The sequence below is a fragment of the Luteibacter sp. HAY1-4A genome, assembly GCF_056755355.1.
Map to the genome: position 1 here is coordinate 63231 of NZ_JBNDHZ010000010.1, position 23892 is coordinate 87122.

The 23892-nt window shown below is 66.8% G+C and carries 27 protein-coding genes; 6 read left to right on the forward strand and 21 right to left on the reverse strand.

Going from position 1 to position 23892, the window contains the following annotated elements:
• Position 1 precedes the first annotated feature (1 nt).
• The 11 genes from flgK to ACPYOD_RS05095 all read right to left on the reverse strand — a co-directional run bounded on the left by flgK (position 2) and on the right by ACPYOD_RS05095 (position 10259).
• Positions 2–1876 (reverse strand): flagellar hook-associated protein FlgK, encoded by a 1875-nt coding sequence (gene flgK / locus ACPYOD_RS05045; RefSeq protein WP_481300636.1) that lies wholly within the window; start codon positions 1874–1876, stop codon positions 2–4.
• 37 nt (positions 1877–1913) lie between these two features.
• Positions 1914–2915: a flagellar assembly peptidoglycan hydrolase FlgJ gene (flgJ, locus tag ACPYOD_RS05050; protein WP_481300637.1), complete on the reverse strand. Its 1002-nt coding sequence runs from the start codon at positions 2913–2915 to the stop codon at positions 1914–1916.
• A gap of 1 nt (position 2916) precedes the next feature.
• On the reverse strand, positions 2917–4041 hold the full coding sequence (locus tag ACPYOD_RS05055; protein WP_481300638.1) for a flagellar basal body P-ring protein FlgI: 1125 nt from the start codon (positions 4039–4041) through the stop codon (positions 2917–2919).
• A complete protein-coding gene (gene flgH, locus ACPYOD_RS05060) occupies positions 4041–4721 on the reverse strand; it encodes a flagellar basal body L-ring protein FlgH (protein WP_481300639.1) in 681 nt (226 codons plus the stop codon). The genes ACPYOD_RS05055 and flgH overlap by 1 nt, the downstream gene beginning before the upstream one ends.
• Positions 4722–4729: 8 nt before the next feature.
• Positions 4730–5515: a flagellar basal-body rod protein FlgG gene (gene flgG / locus ACPYOD_RS05065; protein ID WP_167025235.1), complete on the reverse strand. Its 786-nt coding sequence runs from the start codon at positions 5513–5515 to the stop codon at positions 4730–4732.
• A gap of 62 nt (positions 5516–5577) precedes the next feature.
• Positions 5578–6318: a flagellar basal-body rod protein FlgF gene (gene flgF / locus ACPYOD_RS05070; RefSeq protein ID WP_481300640.1), complete on the reverse strand. Its 741-nt coding sequence runs from the start codon at positions 6316–6318 to the stop codon at positions 5578–5580.
• 11 nt (positions 6319–6329) lie between these two features.
• Entirely contained in the window at positions 6330–7556 is a 1227-nt protein-coding gene (gene flgE, locus ACPYOD_RS05075) for a flagellar hook protein FlgE (protein ID WP_481300641.1), read from the reverse strand.
• A 20-nt stretch (positions 7557–7576) separates the two neighbouring features.
• On the reverse strand, positions 7577–8230 hold the full coding sequence (locus ACPYOD_RS05080) for a flagellar hook assembly protein FlgD (protein WP_481300642.1): 654 nt from the start codon (positions 8228–8230) through the stop codon (positions 7577–7579).
• Between the two features lie 9 nt (positions 8231–8239).
• Positions 8240–8653 carry a flagellar basal body rod protein FlgC gene (gene flgC, locus ACPYOD_RS05085; RefSeq protein WP_481300643.1) on the reverse strand — a complete coding sequence of 138 codons (414 nt, stop codon included), beginning with the start codon at positions 8651–8653 and terminating at the stop codon, positions 8240–8242.
• Positions 8650–9069 carry a flagellar basal body rod protein FlgB gene (gene flgB, locus ACPYOD_RS05090; RefSeq protein WP_481300644.1) on the reverse strand — a complete coding sequence of 140 codons (420 nt, stop codon included), beginning with the start codon at positions 9067–9069 and terminating at the stop codon, positions 8650–8652. The genes flgC and flgB overlap by 4 nt, the downstream gene beginning before the upstream one ends.
• Before the next feature lie 272 nt (positions 9070–9341).
• A complete protein-coding gene (locus tag ACPYOD_RS05095; RefSeq protein ID WP_481300645.1) occupies positions 9342–10259 on the reverse strand; it encodes a chemotaxis protein in 918 nt (305 codons plus the stop codon).
• 176 nt (positions 10260–10435) lie between these two features.
• On the opposite strand from ACPYOD_RS05095, the gene ACPYOD_RS05100 reads away from it, so the two are divergent.
• From ACPYOD_RS05100 to ACPYOD_RS05120, 5 genes are all read left to right on the forward strand, one after another.
• The gene (locus ACPYOD_RS05100) at positions 10436–11743 is read left to right on the forward strand and encodes a methyl-accepting chemotaxis protein (RefSeq protein ID WP_481300646.1); all 1308 of its coding nucleotides are present in this window, start codon (positions 10436–10438) and stop codon (positions 11741–11743) included.
• A complete protein-coding gene (gene flgA / locus ACPYOD_RS05105; RefSeq protein ID WP_481300647.1) occupies positions 11740–12438 on the forward strand; it encodes a flagellar basal body P-ring formation chaperone FlgA in 699 nt (232 codons plus the stop codon). Before ACPYOD_RS05100 ends, flgA begins: the two co-directional genes overlap by 4 nt.
• A 104-nt stretch (positions 12439–12542) precedes the next feature.
• Entirely contained in the window at positions 12543–12851 is a 309-nt protein-coding gene (flgM, locus tag ACPYOD_RS05110) for a flagellar biosynthesis anti-sigma factor FlgM (RefSeq protein ID WP_481300648.1), read from the forward strand.
• A complete protein-coding gene (locus tag ACPYOD_RS05115; protein WP_481300649.1) occupies positions 12848–13291 on the forward strand; it encodes a flagella synthesis protein FlgN in 444 nt (147 codons plus the stop codon). The genes flgM and ACPYOD_RS05115 overlap by 4 nt, the downstream gene beginning before the upstream one ends.
• A gap of 54 nt (positions 13292–13345) precedes the next feature.
• The gene (locus ACPYOD_RS05120; protein ID WP_481300650.1) at positions 13346–14614 is read left to right on the forward strand and encodes an EAL and HDOD domain-containing protein; all 1269 of its coding nucleotides are present in this window, start codon (positions 13346–13348) and stop codon (positions 14612–14614) included.
• Positions 14615–14636: 22 nt separating this feature from the next.
• On the opposite strand, the gene ACPYOD_RS05125 is transcribed toward ACPYOD_RS05120, so the two are convergent.
• Positions 14637–15476, reverse strand: a complete 840-nt coding sequence (locus ACPYOD_RS05125) for an oxidoreductase (protein WP_481300651.1) — start codon at positions 15474–15476, stop codon at positions 14637–14639.
• Positions 15477–15643: 167 nt separating this feature from the next.
• On the opposite strand from ACPYOD_RS05125, the gene ACPYOD_RS05130 reads away from it, so the two are divergent.
• Positions 15644–16525, forward strand: coding sequence for an AraC family transcriptional regulator (locus tag ACPYOD_RS05130; protein WP_481300652.1), 882 nt, complete (start codon positions 15644–15646; stop codon positions 16523–16525).
• A gap of 5 nt (positions 16526–16530) precedes the next feature.
• On the opposite strand, the gene ACPYOD_RS05135 is transcribed toward ACPYOD_RS05130, so the two are convergent.
• The 9 genes from ACPYOD_RS05135 to rsmD form a co-directional block, all read right to left on the reverse strand.
• On the reverse strand, positions 16531–16938 hold the full coding sequence (locus ACPYOD_RS05135; RefSeq protein WP_481300653.1) for a DUF2000 family protein: 408 nt from the start codon (positions 16936–16938) through the stop codon (positions 16531–16533).
• A 53-nt stretch (positions 16939–16991) separates the two neighbouring features.
• The gene (locus tag ACPYOD_RS05140) at positions 16992–17849 is read right to left on the reverse strand and encodes a helix-turn-helix domain-containing protein (RefSeq protein WP_481300654.1); all 858 of its coding nucleotides are present in this window, start codon (positions 17847–17849) and stop codon (positions 16992–16994) included.
• Between the two features lie 11 nt (positions 17850–17860).
• Positions 17861–18916, reverse strand: coding sequence for a TMEM43 family protein (locus ACPYOD_RS05145; RefSeq protein ID WP_481300655.1), 1056 nt, complete (start codon positions 18914–18916; stop codon positions 17861–17863).
• A 10-nt stretch (positions 18917–18926) separates the two neighbouring features.
• Positions 18927–19790: an MBL fold metallo-hydrolase gene (locus ACPYOD_RS05150; protein ID WP_481300656.1), complete on the reverse strand. Its 864-nt coding sequence runs from the start codon at positions 19788–19790 to the stop codon at positions 18927–18929.
• A 10-nt stretch (positions 19791–19800) separates the two neighbouring features.
• Positions 19801–21504 carry a gamma-glutamyltransferase gene (gene ggt / locus ACPYOD_RS05155; RefSeq protein WP_481300657.1) on the reverse strand — a complete coding sequence of 568 codons (1704 nt, stop codon included), beginning with the start codon at positions 21502–21504 and terminating at the stop codon, positions 19801–19803.
• A 61-nt stretch (positions 21505–21565) separates the two neighbouring features.
• Positions 21566–21820, reverse strand: a complete 255-nt coding sequence (locus tag ACPYOD_RS05160) for a YfhL family 4Fe-4S dicluster ferredoxin (protein WP_481300658.1) — start codon at positions 21818–21820, stop codon at positions 21566–21568.
• A 113-nt stretch (positions 21821–21933) separates the two neighbouring features.
• A complete protein-coding gene (locus tag ACPYOD_RS05165) occupies positions 21934–22437 on the reverse strand; it encodes a hypothetical protein (RefSeq protein WP_481300659.1) in 504 nt (167 codons plus the stop codon).
• 303 nt (positions 22438–22740) lie between these two features.
• The gene (gene coaD / locus ACPYOD_RS05170) at positions 22741–23244 is read right to left on the reverse strand and encodes a pantetheine-phosphate adenylyltransferase (RefSeq protein WP_481300660.1); all 504 of its coding nucleotides are present in this window, start codon (positions 23242–23244) and stop codon (positions 22741–22743) included.
• A gap of 25 nt (positions 23245–23269) precedes the next feature.
• Positions 23270–23839 carry a 16S rRNA (guanine(966)-N(2))-methyltransferase RsmD gene (rsmD, locus tag ACPYOD_RS05175; RefSeq protein ID WP_481300661.1) on the reverse strand — a complete coding sequence of 190 codons (570 nt, stop codon included), beginning with the start codon at positions 23837–23839 and terminating at the stop codon, positions 23270–23272.
• Positions 23840–23892 lie beyond the last annotated feature (53 nt).

Sequence of the window (23892 nt, forward strand, 5' to 3'; positions counted from 1 at the left end):
ATCAGCCCCGTACCGCGCTGAGGAGGGAATCGAAGATGGTGTTGGCCGCGTTGATGACCTGTGCCGCCGCCGCGTAGGACTGCTGGAAACGCAGGAGGTTGGCCGCTTCTTCGTCCATGTTCACTCCCGAGAGACTCTGCTGGGCCGACGTGGCCTGGTCGAGGATGCTTTGTTGTGCGTCGAGCGCCGTGTTCGCCTGCGCGCCGGCCGTGCCTACTTGCGCGATCAGCTGGCTATAGGACTTGCCCACGGTGGTGACGCCGTTGTCGAGCACGCCCTTGTTGGCGACATCCGCCAGGGCGAGCGCGTTTCCGTTGTCGCCACTGGCGGAACCCGCCGGCTTCACGCTGAAAGTATCGTTAGCGGCAGGCACGCCGGAAAGCTTGAGCGTCCAGCCGTTGCCGGTAATGGTGTCGCCGGCGGCGTAGGTCTGCGGCGGCCCGCCATTGATCGAATAGGTGGTGGGTGAGCTGAAGACGATGTTCGCTGGCGTGTTGAACGCCGGGTCCGCGGGATCGGTAACCGTGAGGTTGCCCAGCGTGGCCTTGCCGGTATTCGCGGCACCCTTGCTGGCAGCCAGCGGGCCGGAAGCCGCGATCTTGTTCGTGTCGCTGATGGCGACGCCCATGGTCGACGCCGCGTTGCGCGTCGGCTGGATCTGGAAGCTGTCGCCCGCCTGGGGCGTGCCCGAGGGCACGGTGATGGCCAGGCCGTCGATGAGGATGGGGTCGGCCGCCGTACCCGTTCCCGTCGACGGCACTGAAACACCTGCGGTGGTCGTGACCGACCACTTCGTGCCGTCGAAGCGCATGAGATAGTCGGACGCGCCGAGCTTGCCGACGTCCGTGACCTTCGCCGTGACCTGCGCGTTGCCCGTGTTGCCGGTGTTGTTGAAGACCGCGGGATCGCCGATGTTGAAGAAGTTGCCACCGGCGTCGCCATTGAGGTCGATGCCCTGCGCGTGCTGCTTGTTGAAGGCATCGGCCAGCGCGATGGCGGAGCGGCCCAGCTGGTTTCGCGCGGGATCGAGCACGTTGGTGCGGAAATCGAAGGTGGCGCCGAGGGAACCTGAGCCAAGCTGGCTGCTGATGACCGAGCCGGTCGGACCGACGATTTCTAGCCGCGAGCTGTCGTACGGATTATTGGCCGTGGCGATCTTGGTCGAGTCCGTGCCATTGACCAGCGGCAGGCCGTTGCCCACCGACACGGTGACCATGTTGTCGCCGCCCTGGCTCACGTTCACGCCGACGATCTGCGACAGCTGCGAGATAGCCTGGTCGCGCGCGTCGAGCAGGTCGTTCGGCGCCGCGCCACCGATGGAGGCACGCGCGATCTGGCCGTTCAGGTCGGCGATGCTCTTCGCCAGGCTGTTGATGCTGTCGACGGAGTTGCTGATCTGCTGGTTGGTCTGCTGGTCGATCTGCTGGAACTGCGACGACAGCGAACGGAACGTGGACACCAGCGAACTGGCCTTACCGAGCAAGGCCTGACGGCTGGCCGTGTCGACCGGCGCGTTGGCCACGTCGCTGACCGCGCCGAAGAAACCGTCGAGCGCCGTCTGCAGGTTGGCCGAACCGCTGACCGCGTTGTTCGCCGCGGCGGTGAGGCCCGCGTATTGCAGGGCGCGGCTCTGGCCGGAATTGGCCGACCACACCGACTGGGTGAGGAACTGGCTGTAGGCGCGCTGGACGCTGACCGCGTCGGCGCCCTGCCCCACGTAGTAGCCGCCGTTGAACTGCGGCGTGCGCGCGTTGAAGTTCGTGACCTGCCGGGTGTAGCCGGCGGTGTTCACGTTGCTGATGTTGTGGCCCACGGTGGCCAGGCCTACCTGTGAGGCAAGCAGTCCGGAGACACCGGTGGAGAGCAGATCGGCCATCGTCGTATTCCCTTCTAATCCCTGGTCGGCGTGCCGGTCACAGGTCCGCGGCGATGTGGCTCAGCGCGGCAAGCGCCTGCTTCATGACCGGACCGTTGGCGATATCGGTGAGCTTCCGTGCGTAGCTGGGGTCCGTGGCGTAACCGCCCTTCACCAGCGCATGCGCGAAGCCGGCCACATCGTCGCCGCGACCCACCGCACTGGCGTAGCGGGGGCTGCTGGAAACCATGTCGGCGTAGTCCTTGAACGAGTCGGCCGGCGTGTCGTAGGCGCGGAAGCTGTCCTTCCGCCGCACCGCCACGCCGTCTTCGTATTCGAGCGTGGGCACGTTCACACGCTTGCCGTCCCAGCTGCTGCCGGCCTTGATGCCGAACATGTTGAAGCTGGACGTGCGTCCCTGCGCCGGCATGTGCTTGCCCCAGCCGGTCTCGAGGGCGGCCTGCGCGAGAAGCGCACGCACGGAGACACCGAGTTTCTTCGCCGCTTCGATGGCGTGCGGCGCGAACTTCTGCACGAAGTCCTCCGGGCCGTCGACGGTGAGTTTGCCCACCGCGCCTGCCACGGCGTCCGCGCCCTCGCCCACCGCACGTCCCGCGCGCCCGAGCATGCGCTCCAGCGAATCCATGAGACCGCTTTCCTGGTCGGACGGCGACGATACGGCGGCCACGGTACTGGCGTCGCCGGTGACGTCAGCGAACGGATCACTGGCATCGGTCGCCTTCACAGGGGCGCCGCCGAGCTGGCGCACGAGCATGTCGGCGATGCCGATGCCCCTGCCCTGCGACAGCGTGAGCGAAAGCTGGTGGTCGAACATGTCGCGATAGGCGTTGCTCGCCTGCGATCCCATGATGTCGTCGCCCAGCGCCGAACTGGCGTCGCGCATCGACTTCAGCATCATCTGCGTGAAGATCGACTCGAACTGCTTGGCCACGGTCGGCAGGGCCGACTTGGAGTCCTTCTGCGCCGCCGCACGCAGCCCGGCGAACGCGGACATGTCCGTGTAGGTGCCAAGCCTCTGGGTATCGACCGGCGCGGCCATGTCAGATCACCACCAGCTCGGCATGCAGTGCGCCGGATTCCTTCAGCGCCTGCAGGATCGAAATGAGGTCGCTCGGCGATGCGCCTACCTGGTTCACCGCGCGGACGATGGCGTCCAGGCTGGTGCCGGGACCGAACTTGAACATGTGGCCGCCTTCCTCGCTCACGGCCACCTGGCTGCTCGGAACGACAGCGGTCTGGCCGCGCGAGAAGGGCGCCGGCTGGCTTACCTGGGGCTGTTCGCTGATCGTGACCTGGATGGAGCCATGGGCTACGGCCGCGGCACCGACCTTTACGTCGGAACCGATCACGACGGTACCGGTGCGCGAGTTCACGATGATCCGCGCGGGTGCGTCGCCGGGCGTGACCTCAAGACCCTGGATGGAGGACAGCCACGACACCCTCTGCGAGGGATCCAGCGGTGCACGCACCGCGACGGAAGCGGAATCGACGGCGTTCGCCGTGCCCGCGCCGAATGCCCCATTCACCGCCTGCGCGATGCGCGCGGCCGTAGTGAAGTCGGCGGTATTGAGGTTGAGCATGATGTCGCCGCCCTTGTCGAACGACGAAGCCACGCTGCGCTCGATGCTCGCACCGCCGGGAATGCGGCCACTGGCGGAAATGTTCACCTGCACGCTGGAACCGCTCTTGCCCTGCGCGCTGACACCGCCGACCACGACGCTGCCCTGGGCGATGGCATAGACCTGGCCGTCGGCACCCTTCAGCGGCGACATCAGCAGTTCACCGCCACGAATGCTCTTGGCGTTGCCGATGGAGGCGACGGTGACATCGATGCGCTGGCCCGGCTTGGCGAACGGCGGCAGCTCGGCGGTGATGGTGACGGCCGCCGCGTTCTTGAGCTGCGGGCGCACGTTCGCCGGCACGTTCACGCCGAACTGCTGGAGCATGTTCTCCAGGCTCTGCGTGGTGAACGGCGCCTGGCTGGTCTGGTCGCCGCTGCCGTCGAGGCCGACGACGAGTCCATAACCGATGAGCTGGTTGCTGCGCACGCCGCCCACCTGCACGAGGTCGCGGATGCGGTCGGCGTGCGCGGGCACGATGGCGCCGAGCGCCAGCACGGCGGCCGACACCTGGAGAACCCGGCGAAAAGAGCGAAAGGCGTTCATCAGAACGGCATCCACTTGGAGTCGAAGAAGCGCGACAGCCAGCCGCGCGTGTTCGCGTCGGCCAGGGTGCCCTTGCCTACATACTCGATACGCGCGTCGGCGACGCGGCTGGACGCCACGATGTTGTCGTTGCCGATGTCCTGCGGCCGGACGATGCCCGAGATGCGCACCAGTTCCTCGCCCTGGTTGATCGTGAGCCACTTCTCGCCGCGCACGACGAGGGCGCCATTGGACAGGCGTTGCGCCACCGTGACGGTGATCTCGCCGGTAAGCTGGTTGCTCTGGCTGGACGTACCGTCGCCGTCGAATGCGTTGTTACTGGAAAGCGAGCTGTCGGCAGCCTTGCCGCCGATGCGCAGGCCCTGTCCGAGCAGCGTGGGCGACGAAATGGTGTTGCCGTTCTTCTTGCTCGTGCTGGTCGCGGCCTTCTTGCTGGCCTGCGTCGCTTCCACGAGCGTGATGGTCAGGATGTCGCCGATGCGGTGCGCGCGCGGATCGGCGAACAATTCCATGGACTGCTGGTCGGCGTAGATGGAACCGGTGGCCTGCGGCTGCGCCGCCGGCTCGACCGGAAGCGTGGCCGCGTACATGGGTTTCGGTGTGGGCGGCACCATCGCGCAGCCGCCGAGCGCGAGGAGCGGCAGCGCGGCGACCAGGATACGAGCGAAGGGACGATTCATGGGGTGTCTCAGGTCTTGTTGGAGATGAACTGCAGCATCTGGTCGGCTGCGGAGATGGCCTTCGAGTTCATCTCGTAGGCGCGTTGCGTCTCGATCATGTTCACCATTTCCTCGACCACGTTGACGTTCGACGTTTCGAGGGAGTTCTGTTCGAGGGTGCCGAGGCCGTTGAGCCCCGCCGTACCCGTCTGCGGCGCGCCGCTGGCGGCCGTCTCCAGGTACATGTTGTCGCCGCGCGGCTCGAGGCCGGCAGGATTCACGAAGTCGGCCAGCTGGATGGTGCCGATCTGCTGCGAGGCGGCGCTGGCCGCGGTGGTGACGCTCACCGTGCCGTCCTTGCCGATGGTGATCGTCTTCGCGTTGGCGGGAATGGTGATGGCGGGCTCGATGGGATAGCCGTCGTTGGTGACGATCTGGCCGTCCTGGTCCTGCTTCAGCGCACCGTCGCGCGTGTAGCCCACGGTACCGTCCGGCATGGTGACCTGGAGGAAGCCGCGGCCTTCGATGCGCACGTCGAGCGGGTTGCCGGTCTGCTGCACGCCGCCGTCGTCGAACATTTTCTGTGTGCCGACCACGCGCACGCCGGTACCGATCATAAAACCGGTGGGCGACTGGGTCTGCTCCGTCGTCTGTGCGCCGGCCTGGCCACGGTTCTGGTAGGACAGGTCCTCGAACTCGGCACGCGAGCGCTTGAAGGCGGTCGTGTTGGTGTTGGCGAGGTTGTTCGACACGACGTCCATGCGCGTCTGCTGCGCATCGAGGCCGGTCTTGGCGATCCAGAGGGACGTGAACATCGTTGACTCCTGCGCGCGGGCGCTTTACGTGCCGGCGACGGAATTGCGTCGCGCGGCGGTGGTTACCCCACCTGTAGCAATTTCGATGCCGACTGGGCGTTTTCGTCGGCGGCCTTGATCGAACGGACCTGCATTTCGAACTCCCGCGAGAGCGAGATCATCTTCACCAGCACATCGGACGGGTTGACGTTGCTGCTTTCCACCGCTCCGGAGACCAGCTTCACGCCCGCGTCGGCGGGCGCCTGGCTACCGTCCCGCATGTGCATCAGGCCGTCGGGGGCATACGTGAGCTGGTCGTTGCCCGGGTTGACCAGCTTGATCCGGTCGGTAGTGGCGACCGTCGCCGGCGATTCGCCGAGCGGCACGATCGAGATCGTGCCGTCCGCGCCGATCTTCACGCTGGACGCCTGCGGGATGGTGATGGGGCCGCCGCCGCCGAGGACGGCGTTGCCCTTCGCGTCCGTCAACAAACCGTCGGCGTCGATGCGCAGGTTGCCGGCACGCGTGTAGCCTTCCGTGCCGTCCGGCGTCTGCACAGCGATCCAGCCGTCGCCCTGCACCGCCACGTCGAGGTCGTTACCGGTCTGCATCTGGTTGCCGGCCGTGGTGTCCCATCCCGTGCCCTGTGCCACGCCGTTGATGCGTGTCTGCAGCCCGTCGCCCTGCACGGGCAGGCTCTGGAATGCCGACAGTTCCGCCTTGAAGCCGATGGTGTTGGCGTTGGCCAGGTTGTGGGCCACTTCGGCCTGCGCACGCATGATCTGCGCGGCACCGGTCATCGCGACGTATACGGAGCGGTCCATGGGCTGCTCGCTTAGTTACGGATGTTGATGATGGTCTGGGTGAGCTTGTCGTCGGTCGAGATGACCTGCGCGTTCGCCTGGTAATTGCGCTGCGCCTTGATCATGTTGACCAGCTGCGCGGTGAGGTCGGCCGTGTTGGAAGCTTCGAGCTGGCCGGCCTGCACGGTGCCCACGTCGCCGGAGTTGGCCACGCCGCGGATGGGCTGGCCCGATTCGGACGACGGCACCCAATTGGTGTCGTTGAGCTGGCGAAGGCCCTGGTTGTTCGCGAACGTGGCGATCGCCAGCTGACCCAGCGGCGTGGACACACCGTTGGAATAGATGGCCGAGACGGTGCCGTCGTTCGCCACGTCGATCTTCGAGAACTTGCCGGCCGCGTAGCCGTCGGTCGGGGCGGCGGTGGTGGCGTAGTTGTCGCCGAACTGGGTGATCTTGCTGACGTCGACCGTCACGTTCATCGGAGCGGCGCCGGGATTGGGCGACACTGCACCGAAGTTGAGCTGACCGTTCGCCGGCGTGACGATGGCGCCGCCGGAACTGAACGCGATGGGCTGCGCCGTGCCGACCTGCGTGCCGTCCATGGTCATGTACGCATTCCACGTGTTCGGATTGGTTGCGTCCTTCACGTAGTAGACGTTGGTGGTGTGGGTCGCGCCCAGCGAGTCGTACGACTGGAACGTGGACAGGTAGTTGTAGGTCTGGTCGTTCGTCGGATCGAACGCGCCGCCGGTCGGTGCCTTTGCGTTGGCCGAGAGGTTCGCGGTCAGCGACACCTTGGTGCTGGCCTTCGCGGGGCTGGAGCCGCTGGTGATCTTGAGATCGGTAAGCGCGCTGATGTCGAAGCCGCCGGCGGCCGACGGCGGATACGCCTGCACGAACTGGCCCGTGGCCGTGACGATGTTGCCCTGGTCGTCCGGATGGAAGTTGCCGGCGCGGGTATACGAGTAGCCGGCGCCGTCGCGGATGGTGAAGAAGCCCGCGCCGCTGAGACCGAAGTCGTAGGAGTTGCCGGTCTGGGTGAGGTTGCCGTCGCTGAACTGCTGGGCGATGTTGGTCAGGCGCACGCCGCTGCCGGCGGCATTGGCGGAGAGGTTCTCGCCCGCTACCGAATAGACCTGCGAGAACTCGGCGCGCGAGCCCTTGAAGCCCACGGTGTTCACGTTGGCGATGTTGTTGGCGGTGACTTCCAGGTCGGAAGACGCCGCGTTGATGCCGCTGAGGGCGATTTCGAATGGCATGGTGGGTTTCCTCGCTGGACTTACAGGATTTGCGCGATCTGGCTGAGCAGGGCGCCGCCGTAGCCGGCCACCTGCAGGTACGTACCGTCGGTGCCCGAGGCACCCACGCCTTCCACCTTTCCGCGAACGAAGGTATCGATCGCGGTTCCGCCGGAAGTTGCGGAGATCTGGTAAACGCCGTCGTTTAGCTGCGTGCCGTCGTCGGACTTGCCGTCCCAGGAGAACTTCACCAGGCCGGCGTCGGGCTGGCCGAGTGACATCGTGCGCACCACGTTGCCCGCCTGGTCCTTCACCTGCACGTTCACGTAGGTGCCAGAGGTGCCGACGTTCACGGCGCCGTCGAGCGTGCCGTCGGCAAGCTTGCCGGCGGAGGACGGCACCAGCACTTCCTTCCCTACGAGCGACGCCGCCCGCACGAACTGGTCGCCGGACAGGTTCGTGGCCAGGGAATCGAACGACTGCTGCAGTTCCTGGGTGGCGGCCACCTGCGAGAACTGCGCCATCTGGGCCACCATCTGGGTGGAATCCATGGGCTTGGTCGGGTCCTGGTTGGTCATCTGCGTGACCATCAGCTTCAGGAAATCGGATTGGCTCAGCGTCTGCTGCTGCAGCTGGCTGGACGACGACTGCTGTTGCTGCGTGGTGGAATTGCCGTTGATGGTATCGACTGCCATGGGAAGCCCTTACTTGCCGAGGTCCAGCGTCTTCTGCATGAGCTGCTTCGCGCTGTTCATGACTTCGACGTTGTTCTGGTAGGAACGCGACGCGGAGATCATGTTGACCAGCTCGTCGACCGGATTGACGTTGCTCGAGTACACGTAGCCATTGGCGTCGGCGAGCGGATTGGACGGCTCGTAGCGCGACTGGATCGGTGCCTGGCTTTCGGTGACGCCCAGCGTGCGCACGCCGGCGTTTTCCATCTGGCCGTTGACCTGCTGCTGCACCGCCGAGAAAAGCGGCTGCTTGGCGTGGTAGGCCGCCGCTTCGCTGCTGGCGAGGCTGTCGGCATTGGCCATGTTGCTGGCGGTGGTGTTGAGGCGCGCGGATTGCGCGGCCATGCCGGAACCGGCGACGTCGAAGATCTTCAGCAGGCTCATGAGGAGGATCCGGTGATGGCCAGGCGCATGGTGTGGATCTGGCCGTTGATGAAGCCGAGCGAGGCCTGGTAGTGGATGGCGTTGGCGGCGAACTGGGCCTGTTCGACCTGTGTGTCGACGGTGTTGCCGTCCATCGTGGGCTGCGTTTCCGCGCGGTAGGCCAGCTTGTCGGCCTGGGCCAGTGCAACGGCGGGATTGCCGCCGATGTGTCCCGGCTCCGTCGCTGCCATCGGCAAGGTGCCGCTTTCGCTGGCACCCGTCGCCGCCTGCATCACCTTGCGGAAGTCGAGGTCGCGCGCGAGGAATCCCGGTGTATCGGCATTGGCGAGGTTGGACGAGATCACCTCGGCACGGCGTTGCCACAGGCCCAGGGCCTGCGCGTGTACGCCGAACAATGCATCGGGTTTGTCGATCATGGGCTCTCTCCCCCTCGTGACCTTGGCGAGGAGTTCGAGCAATTCGCGTGCCATGCCTTGGACATGGGCGTGAAATGGCGTCGTGGCGCCGTTTCAGGGCTTGATGGAGGCGTGGGAAAGGGGCGGCGCCGGAAATCCGACGCGTCGGTGGGTCACGAAACGACGGAGAACCGCCGTGTGTCGGGCACTCTCACGGTGTCGCGAGCACCCATGCGGCTAGCTTGCCCGCTGCCGCGGGATCGCCGCTGAAGCGGCTCCCACACAAGGCCCCGTCAGGCCGGGAGGAGGTCCAGCACCGCGGTGGCCAGGATGTCCGGCTGGAACTTGGCGATGAAGCGGTCGGCGCCCACGCGGGCAACCATCGCCTCGTTGAATACGCCGCTGAGGGAGCTGTGCAGGAGGACCTTGAGATGCCGCAGCTGGGCGTCTTCGCGGATGGCGCGAGTGAGCGCGTAGCCGTCCATCGAGGGCATCTCGATGTCGGAGACGACAAGGGCGATGCGCTCGGCCGGCGGGCCCATCGTCAAGGTGCGCAGGACGTCCAGGCCTTCGCTGCCGTCCTTCGCCACCACGCATTCGAGGTCCATCTTGCGGAACAGGTCGACCAGCTGGGTGCGCGCCACCAGGGAATCGTCCACCACCAGTACACGGCGATTGCTCGCGTGCTGGACCTGGGCCGCCTGCTGCACGCGCTCGGACAATTCCACCGCCTGCGGGTCGACACTGGCCAGCACCTGTTCCACGTCGACGATGGCGAGGAGGTCGCCGTCGAGACGGGTCACCGCGTTCACCCGGGCGCCATAGCCCAGAGCGGGCGGCGGCGCGGCCATCTGCGCGCCGTCGACATGGACGATGCGGTCCACGTCGGAGACCAGGAAACCCTGCACCGAGCGGTTGAACTCGGTGACGATGAGGTGCGCCGTGTCCACAGCGGCCAGCGGCGGGTAGCCCATGGCGGCGGCAAGGTCGATCACGGGGATGGTGTTGCCGCGGTAGTCGAAACTGCCCGCGACCAGCTCGTGCATGCTCGGCATCCGCTCCAGCCGCGGCCGGCGCAGCACTTCGCGCACCTTGAACACATTGATGCCGAAGGCCTGGCGCTCGCCAAGGCGGAACAGCAGCATGGCCACGCGGTTGTGGCCCGCAAGGCGGGTGAAGGTTTCCACGGTATCGAGGAGCGGTCGGGCCATGGGCTGCGAATGGATTCTATGAGATGTCGCGAACCGTATCGGCCGTCACCCCACTTTCTGTAGGAGCCGCCATGGCGGCTCCTACATCACCGATGGCATATGGATTGCATGGCTCAAGAAAGACAGGGCCCTACCGATCTATTGGGCCGACCATCCGTAGAGCGAAAGCGAAAATCATGACCCTCCTCTGGAGCCAGCACGTCCGCCTCCTTGCCCATGCCGCCGCTACCGGCGACACGGCGCGCGTCCGCGCGTTGGCCGCGCAGTATCCCGCCGCCGCAAGCGCGCTGGGCGCGCTGCTGAAGCCCGCGGAGCCACGCACGGTTGCCGCCACCACGATCCAGGCCATCGAACAGCAGGGCATGGCGCTGACCAACGCCCAGGCGCTCGGCGGCACCTTGCAGGAACTCGGCACGGCGGTCGACGGCGCGCGCGACACCGCCGGACGATTGACGGAAGCCAGCGCCAGGATTTCGACGGCCATCGACCAGGCGCACGCGGGCGTGGCCGGCATGGCCGACGCGGGCAACCAGGGGCAGACCACATCGGCCGAACTCGACGGCCAGTTGCGCCTGCTGCGCAGCGCCCTGTCCGGCATGAGCCGCAACCACGCCCAGTTCTCCGAATACTTCACGGCTATCCGCAAGCTCACCGCCACGGTGCAGGACATCGCCCACCAGACGAACCTCGTGGCATTGAACGCTGCCATCGAAGCCGCACGCGCCGGCGAAGCCGGCCGCGGTTTCGCCGTGGTGGCCGACGAGGTGAAGCAGCTTGCCGAGAAGACCACCCAGGCCACCGCCGAAATCGACCAGGTCACCCAGGCCGTGGGCGAATTCTCCGGCCAACTCGACGACGCCGTGCAGACCAGCCTGCGCCGCCTCGAACAGTCGCAGTCCGGCATCGCCGGCATGCAGGCGTCCCTTGGGCGTGTCGACGACGCTGTGCGCGGGGCACGCGGCAGCCTCGACGCGGCGCGCGAAGGCATGGCCACTCTCCAGGGCCGCGTGGCCGCCATCCAGGCCACCCAGTCCACGCTCGGCCGGGTCACGAACGAAGCCCGCCGCCAGGCCGACGCCGCGGCACGCGCCGTGGTCCTCGCCCATCGGCTCAGCCTGTCTCGCCTCGAAACCGAGGGCAACCTCGACGCCGCCAGTCTCAGCCAGATGATCCGGGAAGCCAGCCAGGGCCTGCGCTACGCGCTGGAACTCGCTTCGCGCGATCCGTCCAGCCTCGATCGCCGTTGGCTCGACACCACGCCGATGATGCGCTGCATAGAGAAGCTTCGCGCCCTTCGGCCGGACGGCTCGGCGGACCTCGCCTATTCCGCCGGCGAACGGTTCTCCGTGCTGGCCTCGCAGTACGCGATCACGCTGGGCGAAGGCCGCCATGCCGACGCCAGCCACATGCTGCCGGGCCTGACACGGGAACTGGACGCCATCACGCAGGGCCTGTCCGCTTCGCTGGCCGAGCGCGCCGCGTGATCCGTCGCGCCGTTGCCGTGGCCGGCCTCGCCGGATTGCTCGGCGCCGCGTTTCCCGCGGCGGCCACGCAATCGCTCGAGGCCGTGCGCGCGACAGCGGTGGACTGGTTGCAGCAACACCGCACCCTGCCCGGCGCACGCATGACGGCGGAGGCCGCACCCCTCGACAGTCGTCTGCAGCTCGCCGATTGCACGGCTCCTCTGGAAGCCTCGCTGCCCGGCAACCGCCGCCTCACGGCGCGCGTCAGCATCACGGTCCGTTGTCCGGTGGCCGGCGGCTGGACGGTGCGTGTACCGGTCCAGGTCAAGATGTTCACCAACGTGCTGGTCACCAGCCGGCCATTGGCCCGCGGCGACGGTATCGGCGCCGCCGATGTCCACACCGAGGAACGCGACGTGGCCGGCCTGGCCTATGGTTACGTGGCCGGTCTGGACCAGGTGGAAGGCCGTTCCCTGGCCCGCCCGCTGAGCGCTGGCACGGTGCTTACGCCCGGCATGCTCGCCGGCCGCCAGGCCGTGCGCACAGGCGACGCGGTCAGCATGGAAGCCAGCGTCGAGGGTGTGACGATCCACGCGGACGGCGTGGCCCTGGGGGCGGGCGACGCCGGCAGCCGGATCAAGGTTCGCAATGCCTCGTCGGGCAAGGTGCTCGACGCTGTCGTCAGCGGGCCGGGCACGGTCGCCGTCCTGCCATGAACGAAATCCGAACCCTGTCACATTCCGCGGCCTAGGGCCGGCTAAAGTTCGCCGATGGACCGCCGATAAAGGTCTGACGGAACAAAGCTCCGAGGGATATACCCATGACGACACCGATTAAACCCGGCCTCCAGGCACCCCAGCCCAAGGTCCAGCTGCGCACCCAGAGCCCGGGCGCCGGTTCGGCTGGCCCCGCGCAGGGCGCCGCCACGGTCCGCCCGAGCGACGACAGCGTGAAGATCACCGACTCGGCGAAGGCGCTCGACGCCGCCAGCCGCGGCGAGGGCATCGACACGAAGCGCGTGGAGGAAATCCGCACCCGCCTCGCCGAAGGTACCTACAAGCCCGACGCCCAGGCCATCGCCAGCAAGTTTCTTGCGATGGAAGGCCAGATCGGCGGCGCCAAGGCATGAGCCGGCCGCTGGGCCAGGATTTCGACACGGCACTCGCGGCCGTCATGGGCGATCTCGCCGTTGAGGTCGACGCCCTGCACGCCAGCCTGATCGAGGAGCGCCTCGCGCTCGACCACGGCAACGCCCAGGCGCTCGACGCCGCGGGCCGCGCCAAGGGCCAACTGCTCGATCGTATCGACAAGCTCGACGCCGAGCGGCGCCAGCTCAGCGACGCCGCCGGTGTCGACAGCCTCGCCGACCCACGCTGGGCGCCGACCGTCGAGCGCCTGCGTGAATGCCGCAACCTCAACGAAACGAACGGCCGCATCGTCGGGCAGCGCATGAGCCACGTGCGCCAGGCGCTGGCCGTGCTCTCGGGCGAAGCACCCGGCGGCTCCACCTACGGCCCGAACGGCGTGGCGAAGGTCAAGCTCCGTTCCGCGACGCTTGCACAGGTTTGATCGCGACAAACCAGCGACACTCACCATTCCAGTAGACGGTGCAAGAAGAAGGCAATGGCAGTAACTCCCCAGATGACCGCGGTGAATGACGACGGCATCCTTCCCATCGTCCGCGTGCCTATCCTGGACAGAAAGCAGTCGCTTTTCGCCTACGAATTGCTCTTCCCGCGGCCCATCGGCAGCGATATCGATGCCGCCGCGCTCGCCCACACGCAAGCCACGCTGAGCGCCATCGCCGATGGCAGCCTCAAGCGGCTGGTGCGCGACAACCGCGCCTTCCTGCACATGTCGCGCGAGCTCCTGCTCCAGCATGCCGACATCCTGCGCCATAACGCGCGCCTGGGTGCCACCATCAGCGCCGACGTCGGCACCGACGACCAACTGCTCGAAAAGCTTCGCGAGCTGAAGGGGCACGGCTGCCTCTTCATGCTCGAGGATTTCAACCTCCCCGCCGATCCGGAACACCGCGCCGGCGTGGATGCCCTGCTGCGCATCGTGCAGTTCGCCAAGGTGGCCGTCGACCATCGCCATCCGCTGGCGGCGAAGGCGCACATGGATTACGTGCACGCGTTCGGCGTCAAGGTGATCGTCACGGGGGTCGATACCCACGAAACCTTCGTCGACTACGCCGAACAGGACGTCGACGGCTTTCAGGGCAAGTACCTGCTTCGCCCGGAACGCGTCGACATGCCGCGCCTCACCCCCAGCAGGCTCGGCGTGCTCCGCCTCATGGGCGCCCTGCAGGACCCGGACAACGGCCCCGTCGAACTGGGCAAGATCATTCGCGACGACGCCATCCTCAGCTACAAGTTGCTGGGCTGCGTGAACTCCGCCTACTTCGCCCTGCCCCGCCAGCTGAAATCGGTGGAACAAGCGGCGGTGTTTTTCGGCGTGAACCGCATGCGCAACTGGATCTTCACCATGGCCGTGTCCGGCATGGACGAGCGTCCGCCGGAACTGCTGCGCCTCGCGCTCATCCGTGCGCACATGTGCGAAAAGCTGGCGCGCGCGGTCAGGCCGGAACTCCAGGAAATGGCCTTCACCGCCGGCCTGTTCTCGCTGCTCGACACGCTGATGAACGTATCGATGGCCTACGTGCTGGAGCACCTGCCGCTGGCGATCGAGATCCGCGAAGCGCTGCTCGACGGCACAGGTCCCTTCGCGGCCATCCTCGATCAGATCCGCCACTGGGAACAGGGCGAACTGGGGGGCAGTTCGTCCCTGTCCGAGCAGGACGTGGCCGCGATGGCCACGATCTACGTGGAAGCCGCCAGCTGGGCCGATCACGTCTACGCATTCGCCGACGGCTCGGCCGCCGCTTAGGCGCTGCTGCGGGCGCCCGGCTTTACGCCGGGAAGTCCGTACCCGCCGAGATGTCCTTCACTGCCTCGAAGTTCGCACGCAGCTCGTCGAGCCGGCCGTTAAGGAACTGGTAGGCGTCGGAGCCCAGCGGCAGGCGCAGCGGCGGGTTTTCCATATCGACGGCCTTGATGATCGCCGCCGCGCCACGTGCCGGGTCGCCCGGCTGCGTGCCGGTATACGCCTTGGCCTGGCGACGGCGTTCGCCGGCCGTGGCGTCGTAGTCGTCGATGATCGTCTTCGACTCGATGACGGATCGTCCTGCCCAATCGGTGCGGAAGCGACCCGGCTCGACAATGATCACCTTGATGCCCAGCGGCCCGACTTCCTTCGAGAGCGATTCGGAGAAGCCCTCCACCGCCCACTTCGTCGCGTGGTAGTAACCGGTGGCCGGGAACGCCAGCAGTCCACCCACGGAAGACACGTTCACGATGTGACCGCTCCGGCGCTTGCGCATCGCGGGAAGAACATGCCGCGTGAGCGAGATCAGGCCGAAGACGTTGGTCTCGAACTGACGGCGGATCTCTTCGTCCTCCCCCTCCTCGATCGCCGAGAAATAGCCGTAGCCCGCGTTGTTCACCAGCACGTCGATGCGGCCGAATCGTTCTTGCGCATCGGCGACGGCCTTGCGGATGGCCTCCTCGCTCGTGACGTCCAGCGGCAACGCCAGGGCCGTGTCGGGATGCTTCGCGACGATGTCGCGCAATTGTTCGGGATTCCGGGCGGTAAGCACCGCCCGTTCGCCGCGGGCAAGGACCTGCTCGGCCAGTTCGCGGCCGAAGCCGGTCGAACAACCGGTGATGAACCAGATCGTCGAATCGGACATGAGTGTTTCCTCGGGGACATGGAGAAGCCGCCGTTGGCGGGTGCCCGGAAAGGATGGGCCCGGCGGCCCTCGAGGCCTACCCCGATGCTGCCGGTCTTTTGCACGATCCTGCCAATCTGGCCGCGAGGTCGTTCAGGTGTCGTAGCGGGCGGGTGCATAATGGATGCATGGAAACGTTGCTTGAACGCATGCGCGACATCGTCGAACGGCACGCCGCCCACTTCCGGCAGGAAACGGCGGTTCCGGGCCTCACGCTTTACCGCGTGAACCAGCCCGTGCCGCCATCACATGTCGTTTACCGCCCCAGGATGGTCGTCATCCTGCGCGGCAGCAAGACGATCGCGGCGGGCGATGCGCCCTTTCTTGCCGACATATCCACGTTCCTTCTCGTGACTGTGGATCTTCCGGTGTGCGCGCAGGTGTTCCTCGACCACGAAGGCCGCTCGCACCTCGCGTTCTCTTTGGACATCGACCGCCCCGCGCTGGCCGAAGCCATGGCGAAGACGGCGCCGGACGGACGCGCGCCGGCGACGCCGGCCGGCGTGGCGACAGCGGCGATGACGCCGGCCCTGGTGGAACCGTTCGCCCGCTTGCTCGACCTGCTGGACAAGCCCGGCGACATTCCGTTCATCGCGCCGCTGATCGTGCAGGAGATCTACTACCGGGTGCTCAGCGGCCCCCTCGGCGACGGCCTTCGCCAACTCGCGCTCAGTGGTTCGCACGCAGCGCAGATTGACCGGGCCACGCAGTGGATCAAGGCGAACTACGCGGCACCGATGGCGATCGATACGCTCGCGGAGGCCGCGGGCATGAGCGTCACGTCGTTCCACCGGCATTTCAAGGCGATGACGCTGATGACTCCCGTGCAGTATCGCGCCAGGCTACGGCTGCAGGAGGCGCGGCGACTGCTCCTGGCGGACGCCCGATCGGTAGGCACCGCGGCGGCGACGGTCGGTTACGACAGCCAGTCGCAGTTCACCCGGGACTACAAGCGCATGTTCGGTGCGCCACCCGGCGTCGACGTGGCGCGGGTGGCGGGTGCCTCCTGATGCATTCACTCGTGCAGCGATAGTCCTTTCACCGTCTTTTCGACGGCGTTCTTCGGCCCACGCACCGCGATGCCGACGAAGTTCATTGCATCGACGTCCTCGTCGCGAAAGACGCGGCGATTGTCCGCGTCGTGACCAGTCCCGAACATGGCTTCTACGTAGGGGACGATCGTCAATTCCCGGTCCAGGGCCTTGCGGTGGACCTTGCGCAGTGCATCCACGCCAGCGCCGTAGATCATCATCGGCTGGATCAGCATGCGTCCATACGTCACGCCGGCGGCGTCTTCATACGGCTCGCCCAACGCCTCTGGCGCCGCCGCGGCGACGCCTGTGGCGAGGAACGCCACCACATTGAGTTTCTGCCAGGTCAGGAGGTCGTCGCGAACGACCAGCGCCACTTTCGTATCGAACATCGAAGGGTTCCCATGGAAGGTTACCCACGAGCATCGACGCGATGTCCGCGCGCCTATAGAACGTTTGTGCAAGCCCGCTGGTAGGCGCCGGGAGGCATGCCGAACGCACGGCGAAACCAACGTCCGAGGTGGCTCTGGTCAGCGAAGCCGACAGCGGTCGCCACGTCTGCCGGGGCGCCGCCGCGTGTCAGGCGATCGCGCGCGGCACGCAGCCGTAGGTTGACCAGGTACGCGTGCGGCGACTGGCCGAGCGCCGCCGTGAACTGGCGATGTAGCCGGAACCGGTCCATGCCGGCATGCGCTGCCAGATCGTCGAGGCCGATGTCGTCGGCCATATGCGCATGGAGGTAATCGCGAGCGCGCGTTACGGCGGACCGTTCCGGTGCCGCCCGGCTGGCGCGATGATCCCAGTGATGCGAGAGGTGATCGACCAGACGGTGGAGGCTGATGTCGCGTGCCAGCCGCCCTTCCCTGCCATGGATCGCGGCGAAGGCACGGACGATGGCCTCGCGCAGTCCGTCGTCGTCGGTCAGCGTTTCGCGGAATCGTCCCGACAGCGCGGTGCTTGCCGCCGCCGAACGTCCGTCGAACGCAGCGCGAACCCAGGACTGCGGAAGGTACAGCATGGCGTAGGTGAACCCGCCCTCCGCGATCGCATCGCCATCGTGCACGGCACCAGGCTCGATGAGGATGACGCGGCCGCGGGTGCTCGTGTGCGTCGAGCGATGGCAGCGGAAGCGTTGGAGGCCATCCTGCGTGACGCCGACCAACACCTCGTCGTGCGCGTGGGCGTCGTAAGCGTGGCCTGTGAAATGGGCCTGCACGGTTTCGATGCCGGTATCGGCGTCGCGGCGGATATGGAGCCAGTCATTGGCGCTGCGGGATGGAGCGGGCACGCGTCGAGTATGCATGCTCCTCCCCGTCAGACGGGCGCGGTACGCTGCTGAACCCGCCAGATCGCCAGGCCCGCGCCAAGCACCGCGAAAAGCAGCCACACGCTCGCCGCCATGGCGTCGCCGCCCAGCCACATCACGCCGGCAACGGCGGGGATCACCACGGCTCCGATGCCGATGGCGAACAACACGTCGCGTTGCAGACGGCTGGTCAGGGCGAGCAACCATGCGCCCAGGACAGCCAGCAGGAACGCCGCGAGGCGTATGGGCAGCACCGCTTGCGGCGGCTCGGGCAAGGCGGGCAGCACATCGAGCAGACTGCGCTCGCCGACTTGCACGTCGAAGCCTTCGCCACCGCCATTGCCGCTGCCGGCGGCAGGCACCAGCGTGTCGCCGTCGATGCGGGCGAGCACGGTCATCGCCTGCAACGGTACGGCTTCCCAGCTGATGCGCAGGTCGCCGAGGCGCGGGTTGGCCGGCTTGTTGCTCGTTACCAGCGCATCGCCGAAGCGCTGGAACGTGGCGGCCATGTTTGCCGGCAAGGCCTTTTCGTCGGGCGGAACGGTCACACGGCCGGGGAAGGCGCGCAGGATCGGCTCGGACAGCTTGAAGTTGCCCAGTTTGACCTCGCCGGCCTCGAATTGCCGCCCCTGGATGGGGAATCGACCGGGATTTACGTGACCGGCTGGCTTGGCGAACTCGGACGCATCGATCGGCCGGTCCACCCAATCGAGTTCGTAATGGGTGGTGCCGCCGATGGTGATCTCGCGCCACTGGAACATCTCCACGTGGCGAATGAGGATGGGCGAGTCGGCACGGATGCCGAATTCCGCGTCACGCGGCGCGTCGACGATCTGCGGCATGCCGCTCACCCGGGTCAACGAGCCGTACTGGCCCGCCCCAGGGCGGCCGGCCGCGCCCAGATCGAGCACCGGCGCACCGTGACGCGCCAGCGCCGCGGTGTAATCCATGACGCGGCGTTCGTTCCACGCAATAAGGCCAAGGCCGGCAAGCAGCAACGCCGCTCCGACCAGCCGCGCACCCAGGGCCATCCCCGTCTGCTTCACCCTGTATGTCGACGTCATCCCGCCCCCATCATGCAACCGCCCAGGCATCGACCCCGGCTAATCGTTCAAGGATATCGGCCGGCGAGTAGCGACCTTTACCGTCCCGCACGACGGACGCCACCGCACAGCCGTGGTCATGGGTAAAGAACAGCCGGACGCCTCGTGCCATCTTGTCGTCGAGGAAGGCCTGTTTCTCGTCGATGAGTTTCTCAGGCCAGCGGTCGTAACCCATCGTCACGGGCAGGTGTACCCACGCTCGTCCGGGAATCAGGTCGGCGCAGAAGGCCACGCCGCCGACCTCGGCCAGCATGAGTCCCGGTGTATGCCCCTCGGAGAACTCGAAGCGCACCGCTTCGCCGAGCGAAGACGGCCTGCCCTCCTCCACCAGCTCGAGACGACCACTCTCCTCCAGCAGGCGCACGATGTCCGGAACGAACGAGGCCCGGTCCCGTGGATGCGGGTCGTGCGCGCGCCTCCAATGCGAGGCGCCCACGAGGAAACGCGCGTTCGGGAAGAGCAGGCGTGCCGGTTCGCCATCGGCCCAGGGCGCGAGCAGGCCGCCCGCGTGGTCGAAGTGCAGGTGCGAGAGCACCACGGCGTCGATGTCTTCGTGGCCGAGGCCGGCCTCTGCCAGCGAATCGAGCAGCACGTGACGGTCCTCGACGACGCCATAGCGTTCGCGCATGGCCGGGTCGAAGAATGCACCGATGCCCGTCTCGAACAGGACGTTCCGTCCATCGAGCCCCGTGACGAGGAGGCAACGGCACGCCAGCGGAATGCGGTTCTGCCCGTCGGGTTCGATCCAGCGAGACCACATGGCGCGCGGCGCGTTGCCGAACATCGCGCCGCCGTCCAGTCGCTGCGAATTGCCGATCAATGACCAGAGTTTCACGTCGACTGCCTCACTGCACCTTGCCCAGGCCCGACGGACGGCGCGGATCGCTCGCGGCGTCGAGCTTGTTGGTGCGATGGTCCCACGTCACGACGTTCATGAAGCCCCAGGGCGAGCGGTTGCGCAGCACGTATCCCATGTCGGTGAGGGCCTTGCTGGTGGCGGCGTCGAAAACGCCGGCCTCCACGTCCACGCGGTCAGGCAGATACTGGTGGTGGAAACGTTTCTGCGCCGTGATGTCCGAGGCACTCTTGCCGTCCACGAAGGCGAGGATGCCTTCCAGCACCTGGGTGATGATGGTCGAACCGCCGGGCGAACCGATCACCGCGGTGCGATCGGCGCCGAAGACGAAGCTCGGCGACATCGAGGAAAGCATGCGCTTGCCCGGTTCCGGCGCATTGGCGAGCGCACCGCGCAAGCCGAAGGCGTTCGGCTGGCCGGGAACCAGCGCGAAGTCGTCCATTTCGTCATTGAGCACCACGCCCGTGCCCTTCGCCACGAAGGCCGAGCCGAACTCGAGGTTCACTGTGAGCGTGGAGGCCACCATGTTGCCGTCGGCGTCGATCACCGAGAAGTGCGTGGTGTGCATGCCCGGCTCGGGAGCCATGGCGGCGGGAAGCAGGTCTGAAGGCGTGGCCTTGTCGGGAGAGATCGTGGCGCGCAGACCGTCGGCGTAATGCTTCGACAACAACATGTCGAGTGGCATCTTCACGAAGTCCGGATCGCCCAGGTACTCGTTGTGATCGCGGAACGCACGACGCATCGCTTCGATGGTGAGGTGCGCCGCATGCGCCGCATCGAGCTTCGTCAGGTCGTAGCCGGACAGGATGTTGAGTATCTCGGCGATCGCCACGCCACCCGAGGACGGCGGCGGTGCGGTGACGATGCGATAGCCCTTGTAATCCACGCTGAGAGGCTCGCGTTCCTTCACCTTGTAGGCTTCCAGATCCGCGGCCGTCCAGTTGCCGCCGGCGTCGCGCGACGCCGACACCAGCAGCTTCGCCGTCTCGCCCTTGTAGAAGCCGTCGGCACCGTCGGCGGCGAGACGCTCGAGCGTCTTCGCCAGGTCGGGCTGGCGCAGGGTCCATCCTTCCTGCGGAGCCTTCCCACCCGGAAGGTAGATCGCAGCCGAAGCGGGATAACGCGCCATGACGTCCTTGCGGTCTTCGATGGCTTCGATGAAGCGCTTGTCCGGCTGGTAGCCCTCCTTCGCGATGCGAATGGCGGGCGCCAGCGAGACGGACAGCGGAAGCTTGCCGTAGTGGGATGCCATCCAGGCCAGGCCTGCTGGCTCGCCCGGTATGCCGGCGGAAAGCGGACCGTTCATGGAGACGTCGCGGTTCGGCTTGCCATCCTTGCCGACGTACACCTTCATGTCCACGGCCTTCGGCGCGGTTTCGCGGGCGTCGATGAAGACATCGCGCCGGTCCGAGGCACGATGCAGCAGCGCGAGGAACCCGCCACCGATGCCGGAACTCTGCTGTTCGACCACGGCCAGGGTGGAGGCGACGGCGATGGCGGCATCGAAGGCATTGCCTCCCTTGCCCAGCACCTCGAAACCGGCGTTGGTGGCGAGGTAGTTCGCGCTGGCGATGGCGGCGTGGCCGGGACCCTTCGGGGCCGCGGCCGGCGCGTCGAGGGCGGCGGCCTGGCCGGCACCGACGACGAGGAAGAAACTCGCGGCGAGCACACGCCACGATGGGGCATGGAGCATGGGTTATCTCCGACAGGGGATATCGATTCCCCTGAGATTAACCCATGGCGCCGCCGGATTCTTAGGGTACCTTCGCCATCAGGTGCTCGTACTTGAGCATCAGCTGGTCCCGGGTCTCGACATGGTCGGGGTCGTGCGGGATGCATTCCACCGGGCAGACTTCCACGCATTGCGGGTTGTCGAAGTGCCCCACGCACTCCGTGCAGAGGCTGGGATCGATCACGTAGTACTGCTCGCCCAGCGAGATGGCCTTGTTGGGGCACACGGGCTCGCAGACGTCGCAGTTGACGCAGGTGTCGAGGATCATCAGGGACATGGGGCGATTTTAGCACCTGTAGGCGCGCGCCCTGCGCGCGACCGTTTTTTGCCTCGGCCCACGAAAAAGGGCGCCGAAAGCGGCGCCCCTTCGACCAGCCCTGAAAGGGCCGGTTACATCGCCACGAAGCGGAACGTCGCGCCGCTCGGAGCCACGGCGTCGGCTACGCGCTGCTGGTCGGCCTGGTCGCCGATGAACAGCACGATCACGTTCTTGAACGAGCCGGCGTTCGCGCCCTTGAAGGCCTCGACCATCAGGTCGGCGGTCTTGGCCGATTCCGGGCCACCGAACACGAGCATGTTGCCCGGGGTGACGCCGCGGGCGACGGTGCCCTGCACGTTCTCGAGCTGGCGCGCGCGGCCGTCCTGACCGGCCTGGTCGTCGCCGGCGGGCACGAAGTACGGGAACGGACGGTCGGCCGTCATGCCCTGCATGTTCTTGCGCACGATCTGACCGAAATACTGGCTCCAGGCCTTGGTATCGGACGGATTGGTCGGCTTGGCGACGGCCGCTTCCTGCTGCGTGGCAGCCTGGTCGGTGTCTTCGGACTTGTTGCAGGCCGAGAGGGCCAGGGTGGCGGTCAGGGCCACGGACGCGGCGAGGATGAACTTACGCATGATGATCACCTGTGGTTAAGGACACTCTGAGCCATTCTCGCAGACGCCACCGAGCCTGTCTGTTCGCAGGTCGCAGGGCCGTCGGCGAAGGCAGACTGGCCGTCTGTTGAGCCGATGGACCGAAGACATGCGAACAGACAGGCTCGGCCCTCACGAAAGATTAATATAGACAGGGTGACGTCAGGAAGGGCCGCCAAGGCATCCGTGCCGCTTGGCAAGGGGCCCACCCTTCCCGGCGCGACACAGATGCCTTGGCAGCCCTTCCTGACGTCATGGCGTCTGCGAGAATGGCTCAGAGTGTCCTTAAGTGTTGCGCCAGCGTTGGCGCATGGCCTGCTGCACCGCCGGATGCACGAATCCGGAAATGTCGCCACCAAGGCGACCGATTTCGCGCACGAGCGAGGAAGAGATGAAGCTGTATTGTTCCGCCGGCGTCAGGAACAGCGTCTCGGCCTGGGGTATCAGGTGACGGTTCATGCTGGCGAGCTGGAACTCGTATTCGAAGTCCGAGACCGCGCGAAGGCCGCGCAGGATTACGCCCGCGCCGATTTCGGTCACGAAGTCGGCAAGCAGGCAGTCGAAACCGCGCACTTCCACGTTCGGCAGGTCGGCCAGGGCCAGCCGCGCAAGCGCGATGCGCTCGCCCAGGCTGAAGCCCGGCCCCTTGCTCCGGCTTTCCGCGACGGCGACCACGATCCTGTCGAATAGCGGGGCGGCACGCGACACGAGGTCGGCGTGGCCGTTCGTGATGGGATCGAACGTGCCTGGGTAAACGGCGAGACGCGGATTGGCCGGCGGAGGAGTCATGAGAGGCGGGTCGAGGAAACGCGGGCTAGCTTAACGGATCGGCCGGGGTGCGGCGATAGAGGGCGTAGGCCACTTCCCCGGCGTGACCCTCGCGATGCGGCTGCCACGTGTCGGGCAGCGCGAAGGCGGCGCCGCGCGGCGATTCCACGTAGATCCATGCGCGCGGCGTGAGCCACCCACCCTCCTCCAGCTTCCGGCCAATCGCAGACCATGCGTCCAGCGCGAACGGAGGATCGAGGAAGACCAGGTCGAAGGGCTGTGCATGCCCACCAAGCCAGCGCGCCGCATCGTCGGAGATCACCTCGCCGGTTACCTTCAGCCGGGCAAGATTGGCCCTCAGCGCCGCGGCAAGGCGCGGCTCGCGCTCGACGAAGGTGACCGCGGCGGCGCCTCGCGACAGCGCCTCGAGGCCCAGGGCACCGGTTCCGGCATAAAGGTCGAGGCAACGGGCGCCCTCCACCACGGGCTGGAGCCAGTTGAAGAGGGTTTCACGCACGCGGTCCGTCGTCGGACGAAGCCCGGGAAAGTCGGGCACCTCGATCCGCGAATTGCGCAACGATCCGCCGATGACGCGGATGCGGCCGGAAGCGCTCATCGCTCAGGCTCGGGGGGCGGGGGTGATAGCATTCGCCTATTGTCTTTGAATCC